This is a genomic window from Roseburia rectibacter (assembly GCF_014287515.2).
GTDB lineage: Bacteria > Bacillota > Clostridia > Lachnospirales > Lachnospiraceae > Roseburia > Roseburia rectibacter.
In genome coordinates this window covers 471,669-495,051 of the sequence record NZ_CP092473.1, presented here as the reverse complement: position 1 = coordinate 495,051, position 23,383 = coordinate 471,669, and the positions used below count along the sequence as shown (strand labels likewise).

21 protein-coding genes are annotated in these 23,383 nt (G+C 42.1%); 4 read left to right on the top strand and 17 right to left on the bottom strand.

Going from position 1 to position 23,383, the window contains the following annotated elements; translation table 11 throughout:
* Window positions 1-7: 7 nt before the first annotated feature.
* Together H8S51_RS02335 and H8S51_RS02330 are read right to left on the bottom strand one after the other, a co-directional pair.
* Window positions 8-1,141, bottom strand: a complete 1,134-nt coding sequence (locus H8S51_RS02335; protein ID WP_186899954.1) for a CgeB family protein — start codon at window positions 1,139-1,141, stop codon at window positions 8-10.
* A complete protein-coding gene (locus H8S51_RS02330; RefSeq protein WP_186899953.1) occupies window positions 1,138-2,862 on the bottom strand; it encodes a glycosyltransferase family protein in 1,725 nt (574 codons plus the stop codon). The genes H8S51_RS02335 and H8S51_RS02330 overlap by 4 nt, the downstream gene beginning before the upstream one ends.
* 89 nt (window positions 2,863-2,951) lie before the next feature.
* Here H8S51_RS02330 and H8S51_RS02325 point away from each other — a divergent pair, with 89 nt between their 5' ends.
* The 4 genes from H8S51_RS02325 to H8S51_RS02310 are packed head-to-tail and all read left to right on the top strand — an operon-like array spanning window position 2,952 to window position 7,934.
* Window positions 2,952-3,914, top strand: coding sequence for a hypothetical protein (locus H8S51_RS02325; protein ID WP_186899952.1), 963 nt, complete (start codon window positions 2,952-2,954; stop codon window positions 3,912-3,914).
* A 43-nt stretch (window positions 3,915-3,957) separates the two neighbouring features.
* The gene (locus H8S51_RS02320) at window positions 3,958-4,833 is read left to right on the top strand and encodes an N-acetylneuraminate synthase family protein (RefSeq protein ID WP_186899951.1); all 876 of its coding nucleotides are present in this window, start codon (window positions 3,958-3,960) and stop codon (window positions 4,831-4,833) included.
* A gap of 13 nt (window positions 4,834-4,846) precedes the next feature.
* A complete protein-coding gene (locus H8S51_RS02315) occupies window positions 4,847-6,022 on the top strand; it encodes a glycosyltransferase family protein (protein ID WP_186899950.1) in 1,176 nt (391 codons plus the stop codon).
* 25 nt (window positions 6,023-6,047) lie between these two features.
* On the top strand, window positions 6,048-7,934 hold the full coding sequence (locus H8S51_RS02310) for a CDP-glycerol glycerophosphotransferase family protein (protein WP_186899949.1): 1,887 nt from the start codon (window positions 6,048-6,050) through the stop codon (window positions 7,932-7,934).
* A gap of 14 nt (window positions 7,935-7,948) precedes the next feature.
* On the opposite strand, the gene H8S51_RS02305 is transcribed toward H8S51_RS02310, so the two are convergent.
* From H8S51_RS02305 to H8S51_RS02235, 15 genes are all read right to left on the bottom strand, one after another.
* Entirely contained in the window at window positions 7,949-9,811 is a 1,863-nt protein-coding gene (locus tag H8S51_RS02305) for a motility associated factor glycosyltransferase family protein (protein ID WP_186899948.1), read from the bottom strand.
* A 17-nt stretch (window positions 9,812-9,828) separates the two neighbouring features.
* Entirely contained in the window at window positions 9,829-10,125 is a 297-nt protein-coding gene (locus H8S51_RS02300) for a hypothetical protein (RefSeq protein ID WP_186899947.1), read from the bottom strand.
* 105 nt (window positions 10,126-10,230) lie between these two features.
* Entirely contained in the window at window positions 10,231-11,043 is an 813-nt protein-coding gene (locus H8S51_RS02295) for a flagellin N-terminal helical domain-containing protein (protein ID WP_186899946.1), read from the bottom strand.
* Between the two features lie 210 nt (window positions 11,044-11,253).
* Window positions 11,254-11,733, bottom strand: a complete 480-nt coding sequence (gene flgN / locus H8S51_RS02290) for a flagellar export chaperone FlgN (RefSeq protein WP_330615233.1) — start codon at window positions 11,731-11,733, stop codon at window positions 11,254-11,256.
* A gap of 13 nt (window positions 11,734-11,746) precedes the next feature.
* Window positions 11,747-12,127, bottom strand: coding sequence for a flagellar export chaperone FliS (gene fliS, locus H8S51_RS02285; RefSeq protein ID WP_015521068.1), 381 nt, complete (start codon window positions 12,125-12,127; stop codon window positions 11,747-11,749).
* 113 nt (window positions 12,128-12,240) lie between these two features.
* Window positions 12,241-14,982, bottom strand: coding sequence for a flagellar filament capping protein FliD (fliD, locus tag H8S51_RS02280; protein WP_186899944.1), 2,742 nt, complete (start codon window positions 14,980-14,982; stop codon window positions 12,241-12,243).
* Between the two features lie 72 nt (window positions 14,983-15,054).
* Window positions 15,055-15,513, bottom strand: coding sequence for a flagellar protein FlaG (locus H8S51_RS02275; RefSeq protein WP_241070860.1), 459 nt, complete (start codon window positions 15,511-15,513; stop codon window positions 15,055-15,057).
* Window positions 15,514-15,754: 241 nt separating this feature from the next.
* Window positions 15,755-15,970, bottom strand: a complete 216-nt coding sequence (csrA, locus tag H8S51_RS02270; protein WP_006857370.1) for a carbon storage regulator CsrA — start codon at window positions 15,968-15,970, stop codon at window positions 15,755-15,757.
* 2 nt (window positions 15,971-15,972) lie between these two features.
* Window positions 15,973-16,434, bottom strand: a complete 462-nt coding sequence (fliW, locus tag H8S51_RS02265) for a flagellar assembly protein FliW (protein WP_006857371.1) — start codon at window positions 16,432-16,434, stop codon at window positions 15,973-15,975.
* A gap of 81 nt (window positions 16,435-16,515) precedes the next feature.
* Window positions 16,516-18,108 (bottom strand): flagellin N-terminal helical domain-containing protein, encoded by a 1,593-nt coding sequence (locus H8S51_RS02260; protein ID WP_118772395.1) that lies wholly within the window; start codon window positions 18,106-18,108, stop codon window positions 16,516-16,518.
* A 21-nt stretch (window positions 18,109-18,129) separates the two neighbouring features.
* Window positions 18,130-19,971, bottom strand: a complete 1,842-nt coding sequence (flgK, locus tag H8S51_RS02255) for a flagellar hook-associated protein FlgK (protein ID WP_006857373.1) — start codon at window positions 19,969-19,971, stop codon at window positions 18,130-18,132.
* Between the two features lie 17 nt (window positions 19,972-19,988).
* Window positions 19,989-21,752 carry a flagellar hook-associated protein FlgK gene (gene flgK / locus H8S51_RS02250; protein WP_186899943.1) on the bottom strand — a complete coding sequence of 588 codons (1,764 nt, stop codon included), beginning with the start codon at window positions 21,750-21,752 and terminating at the stop codon, window positions 19,989-19,991.
* Window positions 21,753-21,773: 21 nt separating this feature from the next.
* Complete coding sequence (locus H8S51_RS02245) at window positions 21,774-22,274, bottom strand: flagellar protein FlgN (protein ID WP_006857375.1); 501 nt, start codon at window positions 22,272-22,274, stop codon at window positions 21,774-21,776.
* Between the two features lie 28 nt (window positions 22,275-22,302).
* Window positions 22,303-22,584 carry a flagellar biosynthesis anti-sigma factor FlgM gene (gene flgM / locus H8S51_RS02240; RefSeq protein WP_006857376.1) on the bottom strand — a complete coding sequence of 94 codons (282 nt, stop codon included), beginning with the start codon at window positions 22,582-22,584 and terminating at the stop codon, window positions 22,303-22,305.
* Window positions 22,585-22,712: 128 nt separating this feature from the next.
* Window positions 22,713-23,348, bottom strand: a complete 636-nt coding sequence (locus H8S51_RS02235; protein WP_186899942.1) for a GNAT family N-acetyltransferase — start codon at window positions 23,346-23,348, stop codon at window positions 22,713-22,715.
* Between the last annotated feature and the right edge of the window lie 35 nt (window positions 23,349-23,383).

Here is a 23,383-nt window from a genome sequence, read left to right as displayed (position 1 = left end):
TTTTCTTTTACTCCGCTGCCCGGATGATTTTTTCAATCTGCTGGCGGAACGTATAGTATTTCTGAACCGTTTCAAACCCATGACGTGCAATACGGTTCCGCTCGCTTTCATTTCGCAGATAAAAATCTGCTTTTGCATACAGATCTTCGATGCTTTCATAAACGACGAAATCATCCCCGATCGTAAAATACTCCGGCATCTCTGCCTGAAAGTTTGTCAGCAGGAAACCGCCACATCCTAATATATCAAAAACCCTTAACGGAATTCCACTTTGGATGATCTTCAGTGAAATATTCAGATTTATCCTGCTGGATTTAAAAATTTCCGGCATCTGCTTATAATAATCTGCATATCCCATATATTCTACTTTATCGAGACGGGCATCCTTATCGGTGGAATACAGCCTGACTGCATGATGACTGGACAATACTGCCAGTGCCAGATACCGTTCCCTGCCAGTGATCTCACACGCCATCATATATTCCAGTTCCGCTTTTGTAACAGCCACCTCTCCATTAGATGCTTTCTGATAGCACGCATTTAATTCCTGCAAAAGCGCATCATCTAGCAGGTCTCCCAGAAAATATCCGCCATACACCTTCATCTGCGCCTGGAGGATTCCATCGAGATATCCTCTCTGATAAGTATTTAGCGGCCCCATATAATACTGGTACTCGGTCTGATAGAGTTTTCCGACCAGAGATATATCCGTCTGATCATCACACTTTGCCGTATAACGTGAAAACGTCTCCACATCTGCTGCAAGCGGCATATGATAAGCTGCGATCCCCTGTTTTTTATATTTCTCCGCCTGGATCCGGTCAAAAAAGAAGATCCGGTTACAGGAATTTTTCATCGTTTCGATATTGCGGATATGGATCGGTGCATCATACACCCACGATACATAACGAACCTGCTCCCTCTCACACACCATGGACACCAATGGTGCATAATTGATAGAAAACACCATATCATATTTTTTCTGTTTTAACTTCTTTTCCAGAAGATCCACGATCCCATCATCCACTTCCCAGTCACTCTGCTGGTAAAATAGGGTATCATATTCTATTCCCAACTGTTTCCATGCACGTTCCACCCCTTCATTCATAAAGGAATGCCACTGATAGAACAATATTTTCATCGATTTGTGCTCTCTTCCTCAATTATTTGCATTAACTGCTCTGCACGCACTTCCCAGCTTGCCATCGCACTTGCCTTATTTTTTGCCGCTTTTGCAATCTCTAAGCGTTTCTTTTCGTCCGTAAGCAGTCCATTTAACAGCCCAGGCAATTTTTCTAACTCCCGTAACTCAAACCTTACCGTTTCGTCTCTGTAAAATTCCTCCAGCTGACTGCTGTTATCACTGACAACTACGGCTCCGGCAAGCATACTGTCTGCGATCCGCTCCGTAAACCCATCCTTATGCCATGCCATCACATTTAAAGACAGCTTTGTCTTTTGCAGCACCGCTGCCGCCTCGTCGCCAAAGACCGCTTCGTGCATACAGAGCAGAGGATTTTGTGCAAACGGGCTATTCTTCCATGTATCTCCAAATACATGCAGTTTTATCCCTGCCTGCAGGATCGTTTCTACCACCTTTTCACGGTAATAAAACATGATACACTGGATCACTTCTTTGAACTCACCGAACCGTTCCAGAAACGCCTCCTGATCCAGTGTTATCTTATAATGATCCAGTGTTTTTTGAAATGCCAGTTCCGCTGTGATGTCCGGATTTTTTCTCATAACAGATAAAAACCGTGCTGCAAGAAACTTTATTTCCCTCGCACTACTCGTTATCGCGGCAAGTTTGTTCCGGTAATCCGTATAAGTTCCCAGAAATGCCACATCATAGATCCGTTCGTCATCGTTACCGCCCTCTGCCATCCGCCTGCCTCCCGGTGGCAGTAAATACGCATCTGCAACGCCTTTGTCATATTTTCGGATAAACGCCTGATAATTTCTGTCATGCGTGAGGATGTAATAGCGTTTCGGCGCACACTGCAGCTGCTTTTGCATCCAGATGGGATGATCCAGTACAAAATTATATTTCGGTCCCCCGATCAGATCCTGAAAATAGCTCTCTCCATCTTTCCGCTGTACCGAAAAGATCCATGCCTGAAATCCGATGGATGCCTTATATCTCTCTCCAAGCAGCCTCGGAAGTCCCTGCACATCCTCCGCTGCAACATCATAAAACCGGATGGCGTTTCCTTTCGCATACAACGCCTTTGCCAGTTCATTTGCCAGAATGTTTAATATGTTATAGCAGCAACTGTCCCCGAGGTAAATCAGGATCGGCTGTGTCGCATCATAGTAATAAAAATACGCTTCCGTCCGCGTGATCATCTGCTGTAAAAAAGCCTCTACTTTCGGCGCACTCTCGACTGCAAGCCCCTCGGTCAAAACCGCCTCTACGACTGCCTCAAACAGCCCTCTCTCCTGCAAAAATTCACGGTATCTTCCGGCAATGTAGGCATCGGTACAAAACTCGCACCAGATCTCCTGCACTCCATTTTCTACGTCTCCTGCCCCCGCTTTTTCTGTCTCTCCTGCCAGGAATAAAGCCGGCAGCAAATGCACCGTTTCACGCTCTGCCACGCGAAGAGCCAGCTCATATTCTCTTTTGGCCGGAAGTCTTGTATTTTTCCCGCCTGCCTCAGACAAAAGTTCTTTTTCAAGCAAAATACCATTTGCTACGATACGCTCATCTAACAGCAGCTCTTCCATGTCAAGCTCCCTGCTCTCGTCCTGCTCCCACAGACATGCCGCCCGTATACCTTTTTTCTCCAATGCCAGTTTAATCGTCTGTTGTGTCACAGGAACTTCTTTTCCCCGGCACAACCACAGATATTCTTTCATATACCGCTGCTATTATTCCTCTCTCTTATATTAATTTTTATCGGCAATTTTCCGATATATAATTAGATAAAATACATATGGTGGCTTAGATGGAAAAAAATACAGTAAACACATCACTGATTGACAGTACAGCAATAAAAATTATAAAAAACCATTACAATTTTTGCTATTTACATGCAATGCTGGAAAAAATTCAACACATTTCCGTTGAGAACCTGATTGTTGGTTCTTCTTACGGATTATATGGCATTATAGAGTCTTTATTTCAAAATGGTGCGCTGAATTTATCTATGCATAATCAGGATATTTATTATGATTTTCTTGCTGTCAAACAGGCCGTAAAAAATGCTTATACCAAACCAAAACGCTGTTTTATTCTGCTCGGTTACTATGCTCTGGGACAAGATTTGTCTTCTCAATCGCGTCTCGGTCATACTTTAATAAAACAAATCTATTATCCACTATATCGTGACTCACACAACTTGGATCTTTCTGAATACTTCGATATTTGGAAATGGGCTGATGTTTACCAGACATTTGATTGTCCAGATAATGCTATATTAGAGCTCAAAGAAACCATAGATTATTTTATCTGGCAACAGGGTTCTTATTTTAATTCCCATTGTGAGCGGGGCACCTCTATGTCAGAAAAATTAAATGGTATCCTCTGGGACAAATGCCAACCCTCTTTACGAACCCAGCTTGCTCAAGAACGTGCGGATTCTCATAATAAACTAATACATTATGAAACATCCATTTGTGAAAATAAACAGCTTCTGGATAAGCTTATGTTATATTTATCTTCACAAGAAATTCAACCTATTATTGTAATCCCTCCATTTTCAGATGAATATAACCATTTCATACTCCCTGCTTACCATGAACAGATTTTAAATGTACTTGAGAAAATGCCCTACGATATTCACTATATTGATTTTAACCACTATAAGATCTGGTCATCCCTTGACTTTTTTGATGCAGATCATCTGAGCCAACAAGGGGCTATACGATTATCCGCTCTTTTAAATGACACATTTATTTTAAATCAGTAATCACTATTTTTATAATAATCTTTATACCGGAGGATTTTTAATCATGACACACTATGAAAAACCATATATTATCGCAGAAGCCGGATGCAACCACAAAGGCGACATGGAGATCGCCAAAGAACTGATCAATGTTGCAGCCATGTTCTGCCATGCAGATGCGATTAAATTTCAAAAACGCTGCCCGAAAGAACTTCTGACCCCGGAGCAGTACAACGCACCGCATCCAAACCCTTGTAATGCTTACGGTGACACCTATGGTGCCCATCGGGAGTTTTTAGAGTTCACTGTCGACCAGCACGCCCAGTTAAAAGAATGGTGTGAAGAAGCCGGCATCACCTATTCCACATCCGTCTGGGATATGACTTCCGCAAAGGAGATCGCCTCTTTGAAACCAAAATTCATCAAGATCCCATCTGCATGCAATACACATTTCGAAATGCTGCAGTGGCTCTGTGACAACTATCAGGGCGAGATCCAGTTATCTTTCGGAATGACAACACATGCGGAAGAGGAACAGATTGTGACACTGTTTGAAAACAACGGACGTGCAAAAGATCTTGTGCTTTTCAACTGCACCTCCGGTTATCCGGTACCATTCTCTGATATCTGTCTGTTGGAGATCGAGCGCATGAAAAAAAGCTACGGCTCCCGCGTAAAGAAGATCGGCTTCTCCGGTCATCACCTCGGTATTGCCGTTGATGTTGCCGCTTACACCCTAGGCGCAAACGTGATTGAACGTCATTATACGTTAGACCGTACCTGGAAAGGCACCGACCATGCCGCATCGTTAGAGCCGGATGGCGTGCGTAAGCTTGTCCGAAACTTAAACGCTGTCTATGACTCTTTAACCTACAAGTCCGAAGAAATCCTTCCGATCGAACAGGTACAGCGCGAGAAGCTGAAATACCGCAAACACTAAACAGGAGCAGCACATGAATATACTATTTTATCAATATGGCAGCATTTGTGAACCGGATATCATGGAAGGATTTGAGGAATTAGGCTTTCATGTGGACTCCATTTCAGAAGAGATTAAAAACAAGTCCCTGACTGGCAAAGAGCAGATACAGCTGATCGATCAGGCTCTTTCCAAAAGGGACTATCAGTTTGTCTTTACCATCAATTTTTATCCTGCCATATCCGAATGTTGTAACATCTATCACATTCCTTACTTATGCCTGATCGTGGACAGCCCTGTATTAGAGCTCTATTCGGATGCGATCAAAAATCCGTGCAATCGTATTTTTCTGTTCGACCGGACACTCTATGAAGAATTTGCACCGTCAAATCCAGACTGCATTTTCCACATTCCACTTGCAACGAACGTCAATCGCTGGGATCGTGTTCTGTCACAGGCATCAATGCAGCAGAAATCGTCTTTTTCTTCCGACGTTTCTTTTATTGGTTCTCTTTATTCTGAGAAGTGCCCCTATTATGAGTTAAAGTTTCCCTCCACTTACAGCAAAGGCTATATTGAGGGACTTTTACAGGCGCAGAAAAAAGTATATGGCTATTTCTTTCTGGAAGAAGCACTGGATCCAGCTCTGGTAAACGATATTGTATCTCATACACCGACCTTCTATCAGTTCCCGGAACGCTCACGGAAAGACTACCGCGCCGCATTAGCGCAGTTTTACCTTGGCCCGAGGATCACCGAATTGGAACGCGTTGAAATGCTTACCGCACTTGGCTCTCATTTCTCTGTGGATCTGTATTCCAATAGCAATGCTTCAAGCCTTCCGGTGCATTTTCGTGGACGTGTCAAAACGCATACTGAAATGCCGCTTGTTTTCCATGAAAGCTGCATCAATCTGAATATGACTGCAAAGTCCATTCGTTCCGGTATCCCACTGCGCATCTGGGATGTGCTGGGTTGTCAGGGCTTTTTAATTTCGAACTATCAGGCAGAGATCCCGGATTATTTTGTTCCTGGGGAAGACATCGTCCTTTATTCCTCCAAAGAGGAACTTCTGAATCTGACCGCATACTACCTTTCCCATCCCGCCAAACGGAAAGAGATCGCACACAATGCCTATGAAAAGGTTAAAGCGCACCACACTTACCTGACCCGTATTACACAAATGTTAGAAACCGCTTTCCATCTTTAAACTGTTTATTATTAGGAGAACCATCATGCAAACACCACAAGAAGAAATGCAAACACTCATCCAGACCTGTTTTGAAAGCCAGGATTATGTAACCGCTTACGAATGTCTGAATATTTACAAAAACTCCTTTGGCTGTGATGACTTTTATGAAGCCTGTTCTATTTCACTCTTAAACTACAACGGACCAAAAGTAACTCTGATCAGTCTGGATGTCAGTGATGCTGCTCTGGAAGCCTATCTTTCCACCGAAACCTATCAGGACCTGGAACTGATCCAGTTTTCCGGTTATGACTACATCAATGACCTTGCATCGATTCTCCCAACCTGTGACAGTGAATATTTCTGTTTTCTGGAAGAGCATCAGCGTTATGACGCAAATCGGATTGCATCCATGCTCTATCATCTGAAACAGTCTGCACAGCTTGATGGTATTGTCTGCGCACGGAATCATATTGATGATGATGGAACCATCATCTTTCATCCGGATTACGCCTACGAAGAGACACTCGGCAATAAAATTTTAACCGGTCAGCTCCTTTTAGAATATTCCATCAGTGGAAATATCAATCTGTATGGCAATTTATCCACACTGCTGGCCTCTACCGCTTACGCCAAAACATTATCCTTTTTCACCGAACAGGTCACACCGGATATCTGCTCCATGGCATTGCTATATCAGCTGTTATTGCCGGCACATATCGGATATCTGTATACCCCTTATGTCTCGACAATTCCCGAAGCATACAAAGATGTCTCTGCAACAAGAGCACATTATGAAGCATACATCCATTTTCTGACAGACATTGGAAAACTCTCCTGCCAGATACCGGAAAAACCGGTTCCTCTTCCCAGCAAAGAAACGCATTTTCCTCGTGAAATTACGTTTATTACCAATCAATCCGATGGCTGCTACTATAATCTTTTACCCATTATCAGGGAAGCCGAACGTCGTGGTTTCAAAGTAGTCTTAAGCGATGACCGAAAAGTCAGATCCGATATCTGCGTTTATTCGCAACATATCTGTTATCCTGAAAACGCGCGTTTCTCTGTCATTTTACTTCACGATATGACACAGGGAGATCACTACTGGCCTAACTTCTGGGAAGTAGAACGCTGGAATAAATTTGACATTGGTATCCTGCCCGGCAAGACCTGGGCAGACCGTTGGGCGCATTGCAGTTGTTTTCCATACGCCCACCCACGTCACGGTGTCTACACTCTCGGCTATCCTAAGAGTGATGAGATAAATGGGGAAGCATTGCAGGAACGCGCTAATGCAGTACGGGAAGAGTTTCATTTGAAGTATGATTACACCATTGTCTACGCGCCATCCTGGGAAAATGACGGCAAAGAGGATGACTTTGTAAAGGCGTTGTCATCTCTCCCTGTCAATCTGGTGATCAAACATGCCAACTGGAAATTATTCCCTGATATTTTGGCGAACACGATCGAAATGCGCAAGCTGCATGAACATGAATACGATAATGTCTATTATATGGATCCTACCGAAAGTATTATGACCGCAATCGCGCTCTGTGATCTGCTCGTATCAGACGAATCAAATGTTATGATTGATGCCATCCTACTGAATAAACCAAGCATTGCTGTCACAGACTGGCTGATCCCGGACGAAACGCCAAGCCGGCCTGCCAGCGTTCCAGTTGATTTTGTCATCAAATGCCATAAAGCCGAACTGCGTCAGACCGCTGAAGCTGTTATGGCTCACACCATCCCTTACGAAGATTATGTGAAAAAGGGCTGGGATACCTTCAGTAATGTTGGAAACAGCTGCCGTGAAATTATCGATGCGATCGAATATTTCACACAGGGAACCATAACAGATCCTTCTCCTGAATTTCTTACCAAACAGGTCACAGCATCCCGTTACGCGCCTTGCAGTATGTGGAACTAAAAAGAGTGTTCCGATCAATCGGAACACTCTTTTTTTAATACGGGCTTTAATATGGCATCTACCTGCACCATCGCAATATTTATTCCCTCTTCATATCCATTCAACAGCCTGATCCCACGCTCTGCAATCTCCTTTACAGACAACTCCTCTGCCGTATAGATATCCTCAGCAACGGCATACTCTGTCTGCTTTGCATAAAATTTAATGAAATTCATGAACTGTTCCTGCTCATCAATATCGTTGACCCTGCCAATCCGGCGGACCATCTCCTGATATTCAGCCGTATTCTGTCCATTGCTCTCTTCCAGACGGATCAGGGTCTGGTATGCTTCTCTTCCTGCCACGATCTGTTGTTTCAATCCATCCAGATAGTCATCTAAGTGGTAAAATTCCTGCTCTAAGTCCTTTCTTTCTTCTTCTGTCAGCATCCGTGGTGCACTTTTAATGATCGACGGAAAATCCTGCTCTTTTTGACACAGCTGGTCGATCGCCTCTTTCAGTGTCAGTTCGATCGCTCCATGTATTCTGGCTCCGCCTTCGGTTGCATTGTATACGGTTATCTTTCCTGCATTCCGTTTGATTGCCAGTTCAAACCATTTACGGTAAGAATCCATCTGTATGTCTGTCATTAACATACTTCCATCCATACCCTCTACTTCCATAAGCAGATCCTCATCACGCTTATTTGCTTCACTCTCAGCAAATCCACTGACATGAGTTTTTCCCCTGGTATATGCCAGATCCTGACCGATCAGGATGATTTTTTGAAAGCCCAGAAACTCTGCCAAGGAAAACGCATCCGTCGCTACAGAGCCACCAGTATGCAGCTCTCCTAATTTCTCCCCGCAGCGTTTTTCTATCACTTCCTCAAATCCTTCAAATCCTGCCGGAGATTCATAAAAAAGACGGCTTTTATTTTCTTTTGCTATCGTCGGGATCGAATTTGCAGTCAGAACGATCGGGTATTGACGGATCCGTTCCTCCTTAAATAATTCCGGATTCTTTCGCGGATCTACACTGATTCCAATATGAAAATCAATGTCCTTTCTTGTCAGTGCCTTCAATGCCGAATCCACTGCAATAATAAAGGCACGGTTTCCCACTTCCTTTAACTGTCTGATATTTTTATCCAGTGATGGCCCCGCCGAGACGATAATAGCAGGGATTTCTGATATATCATACTGGTTTATCGCCTGTTTTAAATTATTGATGGAACTCTCCTTCAATACATACGGCAGATTATATAACAAGTTATTCGCCAACTGCTTTCCAAACGCAACTTCTGTATTCATATTAAACACATGCTTCTTTATGCAATAAAGCATTTTCTCAATATATTCTTCTCCCTGCTTAAGATATAAAACATCATAATTTGGCAGAATATATTGTGTTACCAGATTTCGGTTCTCATAACCGATCCATTCATCCAGTTTGCCGTGCAGCCGTTCCCCATTGATGCCCTCTGCCACAAGATAGACCCATTCTTTCTCTATAATGTCATCCAAGGGGAACTCCCTCATTGCCAAAATAAAATTTTCATGATCCGGCTCGTAAACGATCATCTTCTGTGTGCCATTACACATCTTACAAAGTTCACGCACCACTCTGCCATCCGACAGACCAAACACACAGATCACGGCATAATCCTTAAATTTACTATGCCCTTTTGCATATTTCTGCGCTGCCAGTTCCGGCTCATATATACTATTCAAACGCCAGTTATATCCATCTCTTTCCTGGCATATTATTTTCTGATGATTGATTGTTTCTGTTACAAAACAATGTTCAAAATCACAGTCTTTCACGGACTGATACTTTAAAATAAACTTTTTCTCCAAACATTCCAGTGCCTGTTCATTGCGTTCTAGTATCTCCACTGTCCATCCCCCTGTTTTTATTCTTCCAAGAGTCCTAATTCTTCCGGGATATCATAATATAATAAATCTGCCAATGCGAGAGCATCTTTATACTGATACGATGTTACAAGTTCCTGCAGATCATCTCTTACCTTCTGCTGCATTGTCATTCCGGTATTCTCCGGTAATTGCGCCAATAATTCTGTCAATGTCTGCATTTTTCCGCTTACATCCACAAGTAAATTTGCCAGCATCTGATATGCTTCTTTTTCATGGTTCTGATAAAACAGATCGGCACACGCTTTTAACTGTTCTGTCAGTTTCTGTTCTTCCATATCCATTCTCCTATCAACCCATAGTTCAACTGTTATCTCCATATAAAAAATAAAACCGGCAGTAAACTGCCGGTTTTATTATGTTCGTACGATTGTCTCTTACAATTACTGTAACAGAGAAAGTACACCCTGAGTAGACTGGTTAGCCTGAGCAAGCATAGACTGTCCTGCCTGAGCAAGGATGTTGTTCTTGCTGTACTCAACCATCTCTTCAGCCATATCTGTATCACGGATACGAGACTCTGCTGACTGAGTATTCTCAGCGATGTTATCAAGGTTAGCGATTGTGTGCTCTAAACGGTTCTGGATAGCACCAAGTTTAGATCTCTGCTCAGATACCATGCTGATAGCTTTCTGAACGGAACACATAGCTGCACCTGCTGCTGAGAAGCTAGAAACTTTAAGAGAGTTTACTCCTAAGCTAGATGCAGACATAGAGTCGATAGAAACTGTGATGGTCTGTCCGCAAAGAGAACCAACCTGAAGGTTCTTTCCTGTGAATTTTCCATCGATTAAGTTCATTGTGTTGAACTGAGTTGTAGAAGAGATTCTTGTGATCTCAGACTGTAACTGGTCAATCTCTTTCTGGATAGCTGTTCTATCAGCAGTTGTGTTAGTATCGTTTGCTGCCTGAGTAGATAACTCATTCATACGCTGTAAGATAGAGTGAGTCTCGTTTAATGCACCCTCAGCAACCTGGATTAAAGAAACACCGTCCTGAGCGTTGTCAGAAGCTTTGTTTAATCCACGGATCTGGCTTCTCATTTTCTCAGAAATTGTTAAACCAGCAGCATCATCACCTGCACGGTTGATTCTGTAACCAGAAGATAATTTCTCAGAAGATTTTGCCTGAGCTCCTGTTGTGATACCTAACTGTCTGTTAGCGTTCATAGCTGTAAGATTGTGCTGTACTACCATAATTCATTTCCTCCTTGAATTTACTGCGGCTTCCATGCCGCATCGTCTTAATTTTGCAGCTTTCCATCCCGGCCGTACGCTCCATTCTGTTCCACTGCCAAGTAACTTTTTCAAGTAATGTTCATCATCACTTTGTTTACTTGTATTATATATCGGATGTTCATCCCGATACTTTATAGTAAAAAAGAAATTTTTTTCTTTTTTCTATCTCTATTTCTTCTTGTCCGTAAACACCGACTCGCCATAGTTTGTCTTCATCATATTTTTATAATACTGATTTACAACACGCTGGCTCTTGCGGACTTCTCTGACCTGTTTATGTACAGATGCAAATTTTTTTGTCATTAAATCTTTATTGCGTGCTTCCTGTACCTGTATGGTTGCACTTTTACTGGTTAATTTACGGATATAATCCTGCATCTGCGCTATTTCATCACGATAAAGATCCTGATGATTCTTCAAGTCATCTTTTACCCGGTCAAACAGTTCCTGAAAACCATCATCCAATAGATCCAGCTTTTCGATCTGCTTTGACTTTTCCTCTACTGTCTTATCAAAATCATCCGGATCTAATGCAGGATTTTCCAATTCTTCACTCTGCCTGATATTTAATTCCATAATGGTATCTAATATCTCACTCTTTTTTTTCAGGCTCTGTATCATAACCGGAATATATTGGTTTTTCTCCATCTTTTCCATATCCTTACTGCTGTGTATGTGCCAGCTTCATAACCTGTTTCCAGGTATCACGCATGGTACGAAGATGTTTCAATACTTCTTCCATGATTTCCTTATCTTTTTTCATGTTTGCTTCCTGTAAGCGCATCATCAGATAATTATATACCTCATCAAAATCTTTTGCCACCGGATATTTATGATTCAACGTACTCTGAAACTCCTCAATAATGTGCTCTACTTTTATAATATTATCATGGGCTTTCTGTATATCTTTCGCCTCAATTGCCTCAACCGCAATATTCGAAAATTTTATCGCACCTTCATAAAGCATCAATGTCAATTCTGCCGGTGATGCAGTCATAACTTTGTTGTTTGCATACGCTGCGTATCCCTTGTTAGCCAGCATAAATCATTTCCTCCATATGTAATTCTGTATTTTAGCTATAATTCATGTCAGAAATATCTGTCCCGCATTCAGGCAGAACAGATACCCTTAATCTTTGCCAATATTTCTTTTTATCAACCTCCGAACAGGTTGGATAATGAAGATGTCTGGCTCTGTAATTTAGACAATGCTGTCTCCATTGCAGAGAACTTCTTGTAATATGCGTCCTCCTGATCCTGCAGTTTCTGCTCCCACTTTTTGATCGTGGTGGTGTAATCACTGTATTCAGAAGCCATCTCTTTATCATTGTATACTTTATAAATACTGCTTAAAGTTGAAGATTTCATCTTCGTTCCAATTGCATCGTATAAATTGGTCGTAAGCTGCTGCATAAAGGAAACGACCGTATCCGGATCAGAGTTGATCATTGCCATCAGCTTATCTTCGTTTCCGGAAGTTGCTGTATCGTCCTCGTCACCGTCAATATGATATGCATTCTGCTGGTTCTCCGGTGCATTCAAGAAACCTAATGTCTTGATTCCAAAACTTGACAGATAATATTTCTTGCCATCAATCGTAACCGGCTGACTCATGGCATTCGTCATCAGATTCATGACACTTTCCAGGCTGTCATCACGGCGGAGCAGTGAAGATTTAATTTTTTCTTCCCACTTCTCAACTTCTGAATCGGACATTGCACTCTTTTCATCATCTGTCAAAGGCTCATATCCCTTTGCCGTATCTGCGTTGTAAAGTGATGTCATTTCGTTGATCAGAGAATTGTACTGTGTCAGGAAACTCTTGATCTTATCGTAAATTGCCTGTGTATCGGTCGCAGTTGTGACGGTAATCGCATTGGTATCCCCATCTCCGGTTGCCTGCATTGCAGTAATGGAAAGTCCGTTGATAGAGTAGGTATTCAGTGAACTGGTGTATGTAATACCGTTTAATTTAATTTCAGAATCACAGCCATCAATCTTCTTAGCACCTGAATTGGTATATTGAGAGCTCTGATCCATAATTTCTTTTGAATTCTGTACTTTCTTTACAAATGCAGTTAATGCTGTTGTATAGTCTGATGAAGTTGAATCCATTGCAGCCAGATCTGCAAGTACCGAATTATCATCCATCGTTTTCTGTGCTGTGGTCATGGTCGTCTGATTCTTTGTAATGACCTCCGCATATTTGTTTGTCACCTTTGTAACATCACTTGCTTTACCTGTTTGATATGCCTGCTGAATGGAATCAATGATATTCTTTCTGGAATATTCATCATCAGCAGCCAGTGAATCCTCTGCACTTTCATACACATTGACTTTCTCAATATTAGATGTCAATTTAGAAACAACCTCATCGGTAAGTGTATCCTTCTTATCCTCTCTAATCTTACTGAGTACATCTGCGGAACGTTCGATACCTGTTGCTGCAGTTCCCTGTGTATATTTCATCTCTGTAATATCTTCTGTTGTACAATCTGACACAGCAACTGTTTTTCCACCACTGACTACATTTTTATCACTATCTACTTCCTTAAAAGTGGTTCCGTCTAATATATAATTTTTTCCATCTGTTCCTGCATATGTTCCGTTATCATTCGGTGTATACACAACTCCGTTTTTATCTGTATACTTATCCCCAATCTTATGCGATGTACCTGTAGCATTATAATATGCCACATTTTCTTTGATACTGATCGTCTGTGTCGTGCCATCATCTGAGATATAAGAATATTTTGCATTTCCATCATCATCCTTATCACCGGTTGCTGTCCAGACATGACCATCTTTATCTGTATAAGTTCCGTCATCATTCGCTGTATAGGTAAGATTATCGCTTCCCTGATAAGTTACAACTTTCTGTATATACTGTTTGGTTCCATTATTATCATACGCGTAAATCGTATTACCATCTGCATCTTTACCTGCTTCTGTATATACATTCCCAGCCGCATCCATCACAGAATTCACTCTCTGGGTTGCACTCATGCCAAGTAAAGTTTTAAGTTTCTTCTGATCATCAGCAGATAAACCACTGTTTTTTAACGCATCCATCATCTCTGTATATGCCGCTGCATATCCATATGCAGATGAAAGATTCGCATTCTGTCCTGATGCTGTCTTATATGATGCCTGCGCCTTCTGATATTTCTCGATGGCCTTCACAACATTCTGTTCTAGTTGTGTACCATCTGCATCATAGTACTGCGTATAAGACTTATATGTTGCATTTGTTGCATCCGAACCAACAGCCAGTCCCATCTGATACAGTGCTCTCGCACCTTCTGTATTTGCACCGGTCAGGGTAAAATCGTTATCTTTTCCGGTATCCTTTGAGCTAATGAAGATACGATGATTTGTTGCATCATAGTTTGCACTGACACCGGCATCTTTTAATGATGCAATCACATCACCAACGGTTGATCCCTGTGTTAATGTGATCTCTTTTGTTGTACCATCACCCTTTGTCAGATTGATCTTTGCATCTCCACCTGTATAACCTAGTTCAGCAAGTGTTGTGGATGTCGTCGTCTTGCTTGAAAGCTGTGCTCCGGTCAGATAACCCGCCTGCGCAACTTTAAGAATATTTAACTGCTGTGTTCCGGTCGGTGCATTATTTCCTGCCTTTACCGTTGCTTTGGTAGAATCGGAAACAGTTGTTGATTTTAAATTATATGCGGTAGATAATTTCATGCTGCCGACGCTGCTGTAAAGACTGTAAATCTTCGTATTCAGTGTTTTCCACGCATCCTGCTTCCAGGATAATTTTGTCTGTGCCTTTTTGTATTTATTCGTCTTATAGTTGTATGAAGATACCAGAGCTGAAATGATAGACTCTGTATCAAGACCTGATGTCAGACCGGTAATTCTGATTGGCATATTATCACTCCTATCTGATGAAACTTTTCATCTGTTATTATATACTCTGCAGACAGACTGTACTGTCTTTGTTTACATTTTCTCGTCCACTAAAAGTCCTGCGACTTCCCAGACTTTTGCGATCATGTCAAGCGTTTTCTCCGGCGGATATTCCTTTAAGACTTCTTTGGTGTCCTTGTCCACGATCTTGATCATAACGCGGTTCGTGGCATCGTGGATGCCAAAGACTGCTTCCGAATTGTGTGCTCTCTTATTGATCTCTTCTACAGCTTTCCGGATCTGGGTGTTATTTCCTGCTCCTACGAGTGTTTCCTGCTCCTCATCCTTGTCGTTTCTGGCACTCAGACTGTTTTTGGTATCCGTACTGTTTTTGTTTTCTGCCTTCCATGGAGTCGTGATGTTCTCCACTGTCTGCGTTGTGCCGCCTGTAGCACTTCCGCTGCCTGCAGCACTGCTATTTCCTGCTGCAGCTGCCTCTACGGATTTGCCGTAAGATGCTGTCGATGTTTCCTGTATCCGTTGAACTCCCATGATCCTGACCTCCGTTTCCATGGTATTCACAGCTTCTTCCCGCTGTAATCTGCACTTCCCTGTGTCTATCTGCGCCTGTCGGTTATATTCCAAACTATGCGCATACTTTTACCTAATCTGCAATTTATATCGGTTTCTTCGCAGATAAAATTAATACCGGAGCCGCATTTTTCTGTCTGAATCAATAGAAATCACGCGCTGCGGTCATTCTATCATCCTGAATTATGAGCTCCGGTATTTTTCAAAGCAGATCCTTTAAAGATGCGATCGCATCGATATTAAGAGCTGCCTTATTTTCATTCTGAATCTGAAGATATACTTCCTTGCGGTATATCGGCACTTCTTTGGGTGCTGATATGCCGATCTTTACCTGATCTCCGCGGATTTCAAGCACTGTGATCTCAATGTTATTGTTTACCACCAGAGATTCACCTTTTTTTCGTGTCAATGCCAGCATTTTTATTCCTCTGCTTTCTTTCTGCCTTTTACAGCTTCATATACATTAAACTTGATCGGATAATCATCCTCGACGATCACCTGGCATCCTTTTCTGGTGTCTGTATTGATCACCAGCGGTGCTTTCAGATTAACAGTCGTATCTTTTTTATCCGCCGCTGCTGTGAGCGTTACAAGTATGTAGGTATTATCCTCTGTAAGATCTCCAAGTGGCGTCAGCATCTCATCGCTTACCGATGGTGCATAATCAGGTTTGATCTCATTCGGATGCATGACCGGAAATGCAATTTCCGGTTCGTCCATGGACTGAAACCACATGATTGAGGACGGTGTTCTCTCTTTTTCCTTATCAAAAATCAGGGTAAACTTTCTTAAATCCGGGAATCCGATCATTCCATTCTCTAAAGTAATGATCTTCTCCTCGTCAATATCTATCTCCCCAAAAAGCCTTGTATTTGCTTTCATTCCCTTTTCCTCCTGATGCAATCTGTATGGTCACGACATGTATTCTAAGAATATTGCCGTTATTTCTGCTGTTAATATAATTTACAGATAGCTGAGCAGTGTCACCTGATTCACCTTAGATGCTGCCTGCAGTGATGACTGATAAGCAGTATATGCCGCTGTATATTCCAAAATAATATCAGAGAGTTCACGATCTTCGTTCTTAGACTTCAGCTCTTCCATAGTCTCCTGCTCATTTGACATACGGTTTTTGGTCAGAGCAAGGCTCTGTCCTTTACTTCCGACATCCGTTAATGCAAGATTCACTTTGTTCAGGTATTTGTCACAGTTTCCGATGTAGCTGTTATAAAGTTTCTGCATATTATCATTTGCATAATCACGCTCTTTTTCGGCTGCCGCGATCCACTCTTCTAATTTTGCCTGACAGTCATCGGAAGAATATTCCTGCATTTTCTTCATGGCATTTAAATCTGTCACTTTCTGTTCTGCGTCAAGCGAACGCTGTACCGCATCGATCAGCTCATCCACATCCCTGCTGAGTCCGTGATCAAATACATTTGATGCCTCTGTATTGACAGTAAGTGTCTGGTTTGCTGCCACTACATAATCGATATCCTGATAGATCTGATTGCCATCTTTATCATATTTCTCATACTTTAACTTATTGTTCGTATCTGTAATATTTGTGCAGTTGTAATAATATTCCGGACGAAGTTCACCATTTGTAAATCCGGTCTTTGTATAGGAAATATCAAGAGATGCTTTATTAGTGGAAAGTGTATCTGCTGCTGTTTTGCTGAATACCATTTCTCCGGTATTACGGATCAGCACTGCCTCACCATCTGCAATGTCATATGATTTTGGTGTTTTCGTGGATGCTTCTAACCATTTATCATAAGAATCGTATACCGTGACGTTCATATTTCCAGTCTGCTTCGCACCTGCCGCATCCGTATAATTATAATCAATGGTTACTGTACTTCCATTTGCAGAGGTTTTCGTGGTAGTTCCTGTTGCATCTGTCACATCCAGACTGTCAATGCTGTCATAACCAAGACGGATTCTATTATAAGCAGCCTGGGTTGGAGAGGCGATCTTTGTGCCATCTAACACATCTGCCTGATTTCCCGGAACTGTAACATCATTTCCATAATACCGGTGTTCCTGCAGATCAGCATACGACATCTTCTGGTCGATCTCGTATGAAGTCTTTTGTTCGTCTTCCGTGAATGTCAGCTTTTTATTTGTGCGGTATCCGGTAAATACTGTTCTGCCGGCATAGTCTGCATTTCCCTCTGCATATACTTTGTCACGAAGTTTTTCCAGCTGTGTCAGGATTGTTTTCCGGTTGTCTGTTGTCAGGGAATCCTGGGCACCGTATTCGCACTGGGTACGGATCGTCTTGATTACTTCCTGCATACTGGTGATCGCAGTCTCTGTTACATCTAACCATGACTCTGCATCTGGAATGTTCTTCTCGTAGTACTGGTCGATCTCGCTTAAGGTACTGCGCAGACGGAGTGCACGGATCGCCGTTACCGGGTCATCGGAAGGACGCTGTATTTTTTTCTGGCTGGTCATCTGATTGTTCAGTGTGTCCACATTTCCTTTATTTCCATTGATATTAATGGATGTATTATGCAATATGATATTATTTGTAATACGCATTGCCATTTCCTCCTGTTATAAATCCGTTTATACTCCGGTTTCCTCGATCAGTTTGTCATATACTTCTGCCATAACTGAGATCATTTTAGATGATAAATTGTAGGCATTCTGGAACTTGATCAGATCAAGTGCTTCCTCATCCTCATCCACACCGGAAACAGACATTCTCTGTGTCTCAAGCGCCGCCTGTATATTTGTATAATTGTTGCTGAAGATCGTAGACTGCTGTGTATCAATGGAGATATCAGAAATCATACATTTCAGGAATCCTGATGCATTTCCTGCACGGAATAAAACCGTATCACTCTTTAATTTTGCCAGATCTTCCACCAGTTTATACTTATCTACACCTTCCTCTGTATCTGCCTTATACTGTGCAGCCAGTTTGGAAGAATCTTTTACACAAATGGAAGATACACAGATATTGGATGCTGTCAGTTTGTAATAGGAGCTTGCGCCGCAGTCTGTCGTGTTTCCATGATTCTTATCGCTCTTTCCTAATACATATTCCTCACCGGTCACCTGATCTGCACCGGTAAAGAAAGAATAATAGTCTGTTGCATTTCCGTCTAAATCCTGTCCTTTTAACATGATATCATTAAATAAAGAACAGAAAGAACGTAAAAACTGATTCATCTGTGACATGTAATACGGAACACCCATGGTATCAACAGAGCTTCCGATGGATGCCTGCATACCGTCTACCTTATTGGACTGCTGCTGGCTTAATGCGTCCTCAAGTTCGAAAGTATAGGATGTGATCTTGCCATTGGCATCCGTCTCAAATGTAAAATTCGTATAATTGTAATCTTTTCCGTAAATGGTGAGTGTACCGCTCTCCGGCACTGTCATTGCCTCAATATCTGTGATGGAAGGACTGACTACTTTCACATGTTTGCTGTCGATCACTCTTGCCTCACCGGTAAAGTTCTCTCCGTTGTTGCCATCACGGATATCAAACAATGCCTTTAAGGTACCTGACATGGAACTTGCGCCAGCTTTGAAGCTGTTGCCGGTTTTCTCCCATTTAACATCATATAAACCGTCCATATCGGACTGGTTTACTTTATTTTCCCTTGCAACACATTTTAATGTTTCATAATCGTAGGTATCTACCAGTACCTGACCACCGATCTTAACTGTAAAGTAATTAGCTCCTGTCGGCAGTTCCGGATCGTTTGAGTTCTGTACCGGAAGTTCCTCTGCCTCTGTCGGAACAATCTTGGATAGCTCATCGATCAGTAAGGCTCTCTGGTCACGCAGTTCGTTCGCATAACCACCCTGAATTTCAATGACGTTGATCTGGTGGTTTAAACTTGCGATCTTCTCTGCAATGGAATTGATATTCTGTACCGTGGACTTGATTTCCTCATTGGCATTATTCTGAATATCTCCCAGACCGGATGCAACGCTGTTAAAGAATGTTGCAAAGTTCTGGGCACTTCCGATAAACTGCTGACGTGTATTCACATCTCCGGCATTGTTCTTTAAAGTGTCTAAGTCATTAAACATCGTGTTTAAGATTGTTGAAAAACCTTTGGAAGAATCATCATCAATAAAATAATTTTCAATCTGCTTCAGGTAATTGAGCTTCGTCTCATATAAACCGACAGATGACTGGTTGTACCAGTATTTGTTGTCATAATACTGGTTGCGAAGCTGTTTTACGGACTCGGTCGTAACACCGGTTCCCATACTGCCGTATTTTGCATAGGCACGAATAGACTCGGAAGCAACACGGTTTGCCTGCTGTTTGCTGTATCCTTTTGTCTGTACATTCGATATATTATTTGCACTCGTATTTAAGGCAACCTGATATGCACTTAATCCTGAAGATGCAATCGTTAATCCAAAAAATGTTGATGGCATGTTAACCTCCTATGCTGCTATCCAAGCTGTGTGATCAGATGCTCGATCATCTCATTAATCACATTAATAAAACGGCTGGATGCATTGTATGCGTTCTGGTATTTGATCATATAAGTCAGTTCTTCATCCGAAGAAACTCCGATTACCTGCTGTCTCTGGTTATCAACTGACTGTACCGTCTGGGAAAGGTTTGTTGCAGTAGAATTGTATACATTTCCGTAGGTAGCAACCTCTCCGATCATAGCTGCATAATAGTCCTTAAAGCTGTATGCCTTTGTGTCATTCGGATTGACTGTAAGGCTTTCTTTATCCCACACTGCTGCAAGTGTCGCCATCAGGGACTGGTCCACGTCTCCATTCTGCCGTAAATGTGGAAGTAGTGTTTCATCTGTGATCAATGCGCTGTTCACACTTGTACTTCCCATCGTGTACTGCTTTGTTGTATCAGCCGGATCTTCTTCATTGTATAAATAATAGGTCTTTGTCTCACCAGAAGCCGGATCTGTATAGGAAACCTCCGTATAACGTTCCGTTCCAAGTCTTGTAAATAACTCCTGTGGTGGCAGTTTCCCATCTGATCCCACTGCGCATTTATCTGCATCTAAGATCTTTGTATTTGCTGTTACCGTATAAGTATTGCCATCTGCATCCGTCATGGTAACGGAATTATTTCCTGTCAGGCCTGTGATATAATTCGATGCTTCCGTATTCGGGCATAAAATATCGTTGATCGCTGTTGCAATTCCATGGAACAGCTGATCCATCTGTGCTTCTGCACGGAGCATAACCGACATGCCTGTCGTATCATCATAAGTCTTGCCGTCCACTCCAAGAATATCCTTGTAATTGGCAACTTTATCTCCTCTCGCAAGCACAAGAGCTTTGATCTCTCCCATATCGTTTTTATTTTCCGTGGAAATATCACGGTTAAAATTAAACAGATAGGTATACTCACCCTTGTCCGGATCTGACAGATGAGACCAGTATGGTGTCACAAATCCTGTCGCTTTGTCCGTCTGTTTTTCTACTTTATAGTAGCCGTTCTCATTGACAAACTCGTTGCCCTCCACGCTGACGCGCACAACACCGTTTACTTCTTCTTTATAGGAGATATCAACGAGACTTGCTAACTCATCCAGTGCTAAATCTCTCGCATCACGCAGTGTCATTGCAGTCTCAATATTTCCTGCCTCGATCTTCTGGATCTGCAGATTCAGTTCACTGATCGTCTTTCCAAGTTCATTGACCTGATCAATGTCATCGGAAATCTGTGAATTGATATTATACTGATAACTCTTCAGTCCAGAATAAACAGCACTTGATCTGCTGGTAAAAAGCTGTGCCTTCTGAACAACAAGATTCTGATATACGCTATCCTCCGGGTATTTATATAGCTCCTGAAATGAGCCCCAGAAATCGGTTAATGCATCCTGAAAAGCCTGTCCCTCTAATTCCTGATAATAGTTCTGCACTTCTGTCAGTGCCTCACTAGTCGATGCATAAAAAGACTGACGGCTTGATTCCGTACGGTATAACCGATCTAAGAATACATCTCTTGAATGGACAACATCTCCGATCGTTACACCAAGACCGGATTGCTGATTGCTGATTGCTGCTGTTGTATTAAATGTGACATAGTCACGGTCTGCAAACAAAACGCTCTGACGCACATATCCTGTTGTATCTAAGTTCGCCAGGTTGTTTGATGTTACGTTAAGTGCATTCTGACTGCTCTGTAAACCGGCTACGCCGATAAACATACTTCCAAAACCATTTGCCATGGTAGTTCCTCCCTGCTTTTACTATTGCTTTGCGTCGAATCCGCTGCTTCCTAAGATATCGCCCGTATTGTAAGCGTTTTTATCATAGTTGGCAGTCTCAGGTGCCTGCCGCGTGCTTCTTAGCAAGGTAAGGTCAAATTCCACCATCTCCAATGCCTGTTTTAAAAGTGCTTCATTCTGTCTGTTTAGCTGCTGCATCTTAGCACCGGCCTCAAGCAGCCTGTCACGCTGTCTGGTAAGTGCTTCCTGTTCTTTTGGCTGCTTGTTAAGATATCCGATCATCTTTGTGATTGTCATCTCTTCCGGACTCTGACCAAGGACAGTCGCCATATCCGTCAGGACACGGTTTCTTTTATTGGAAAGATTAAGAAGCACGCTCGCAGCATCCTGCTCTCTCGTCGTAACATCCGTAAGATGTTCGATATTGCCCTGCACCACTGCGTCTGTTTTTTCAGTCGCAAGTGTGATCAGTTCCTGATACTGCTTCTCTTCTTTACCCAGCACATCCAAAAGCTCTTCCATTAAACTAGCCACAGATTCATCCTCACTTTTACTTTACTAAAGCATTGTACTTTTCTAATAACTTATTCGCGAAATCATTCATATCCACGTTATAATTACCAGAGTCCAACCTTTCCTTAAGCTGTGCGACTCTATCTTCCCTGATATCCGAAGCATCTGCCACTGCCTGCTTTGCGATCTGGTAATCACGTCCCATAGAAGAGATCTGCACTTCATCGCGTCCGGTGCTCATCTGTTTTGTGTTCTGCACTTTCTGCGTTTTCTCTCTATTGTAAAGTTGTGCCACCTGATTATAAGCTTCTACTCGCATAATGGCATCTCCTTTCTTCCTTGAAATTCGCTTTCTAGTCTTTATATCGGACGAATCATTTTTTTCATTAGTCCAAATAATAAAAAAGAAATGACGGAACACTCTTTCTGCAGTATCCCGTCATTTTCCTACTGATATTCCCGGATCAGGCAATATTGTTTCAATGGGAAATTCTTCTCCACAATGCCATACACCTGAAATCCAAAATTTTTATAAAAATCAACATTTTTTTCATTGTGTGTTTCCAATGAGATCATCATGTGGTGTTCCTGCGCATATGCGATCGTCTCATCTAACAGTTTGGCTGCAATTCCATGATGCTGCATATCCGGATCGACTGCCAGATAAATGATATGAAGCCTCTGTGTCTGATGCAGCTGATCAGTCCAGCTCGAGTTCAGGTAATCTCCACCCTTGATAAAATTGTGGAACGTTGCAAGTGTCGGATCTTCTTTGATCAAATATGCATCCGTATGGATCGTCGCCCACGACTCCGTCAGGAAAAAATGAAACATATTGATATGTTCCGCTTCATCCGACACAACAAGAATACTGTTTAATTCTTTACTGTCCGCAAAAATCTCACATGTCTCATAAAATTCATCCATATCACATTGAAATAATTCCGGCATCAGCCGTTTTCTTACTTCGGCATCCGGGATCAGCGTTTCATAAAGTGGATCGTGCGCAAAACAACGGTATAACAGCTGTTCTAATTTTGGCAGATCTTCACGCTCTACCCGGTATAATTTGTCCGATTTCATATTTTTCTTATCCCCTTTTATTGTATCAAAACATT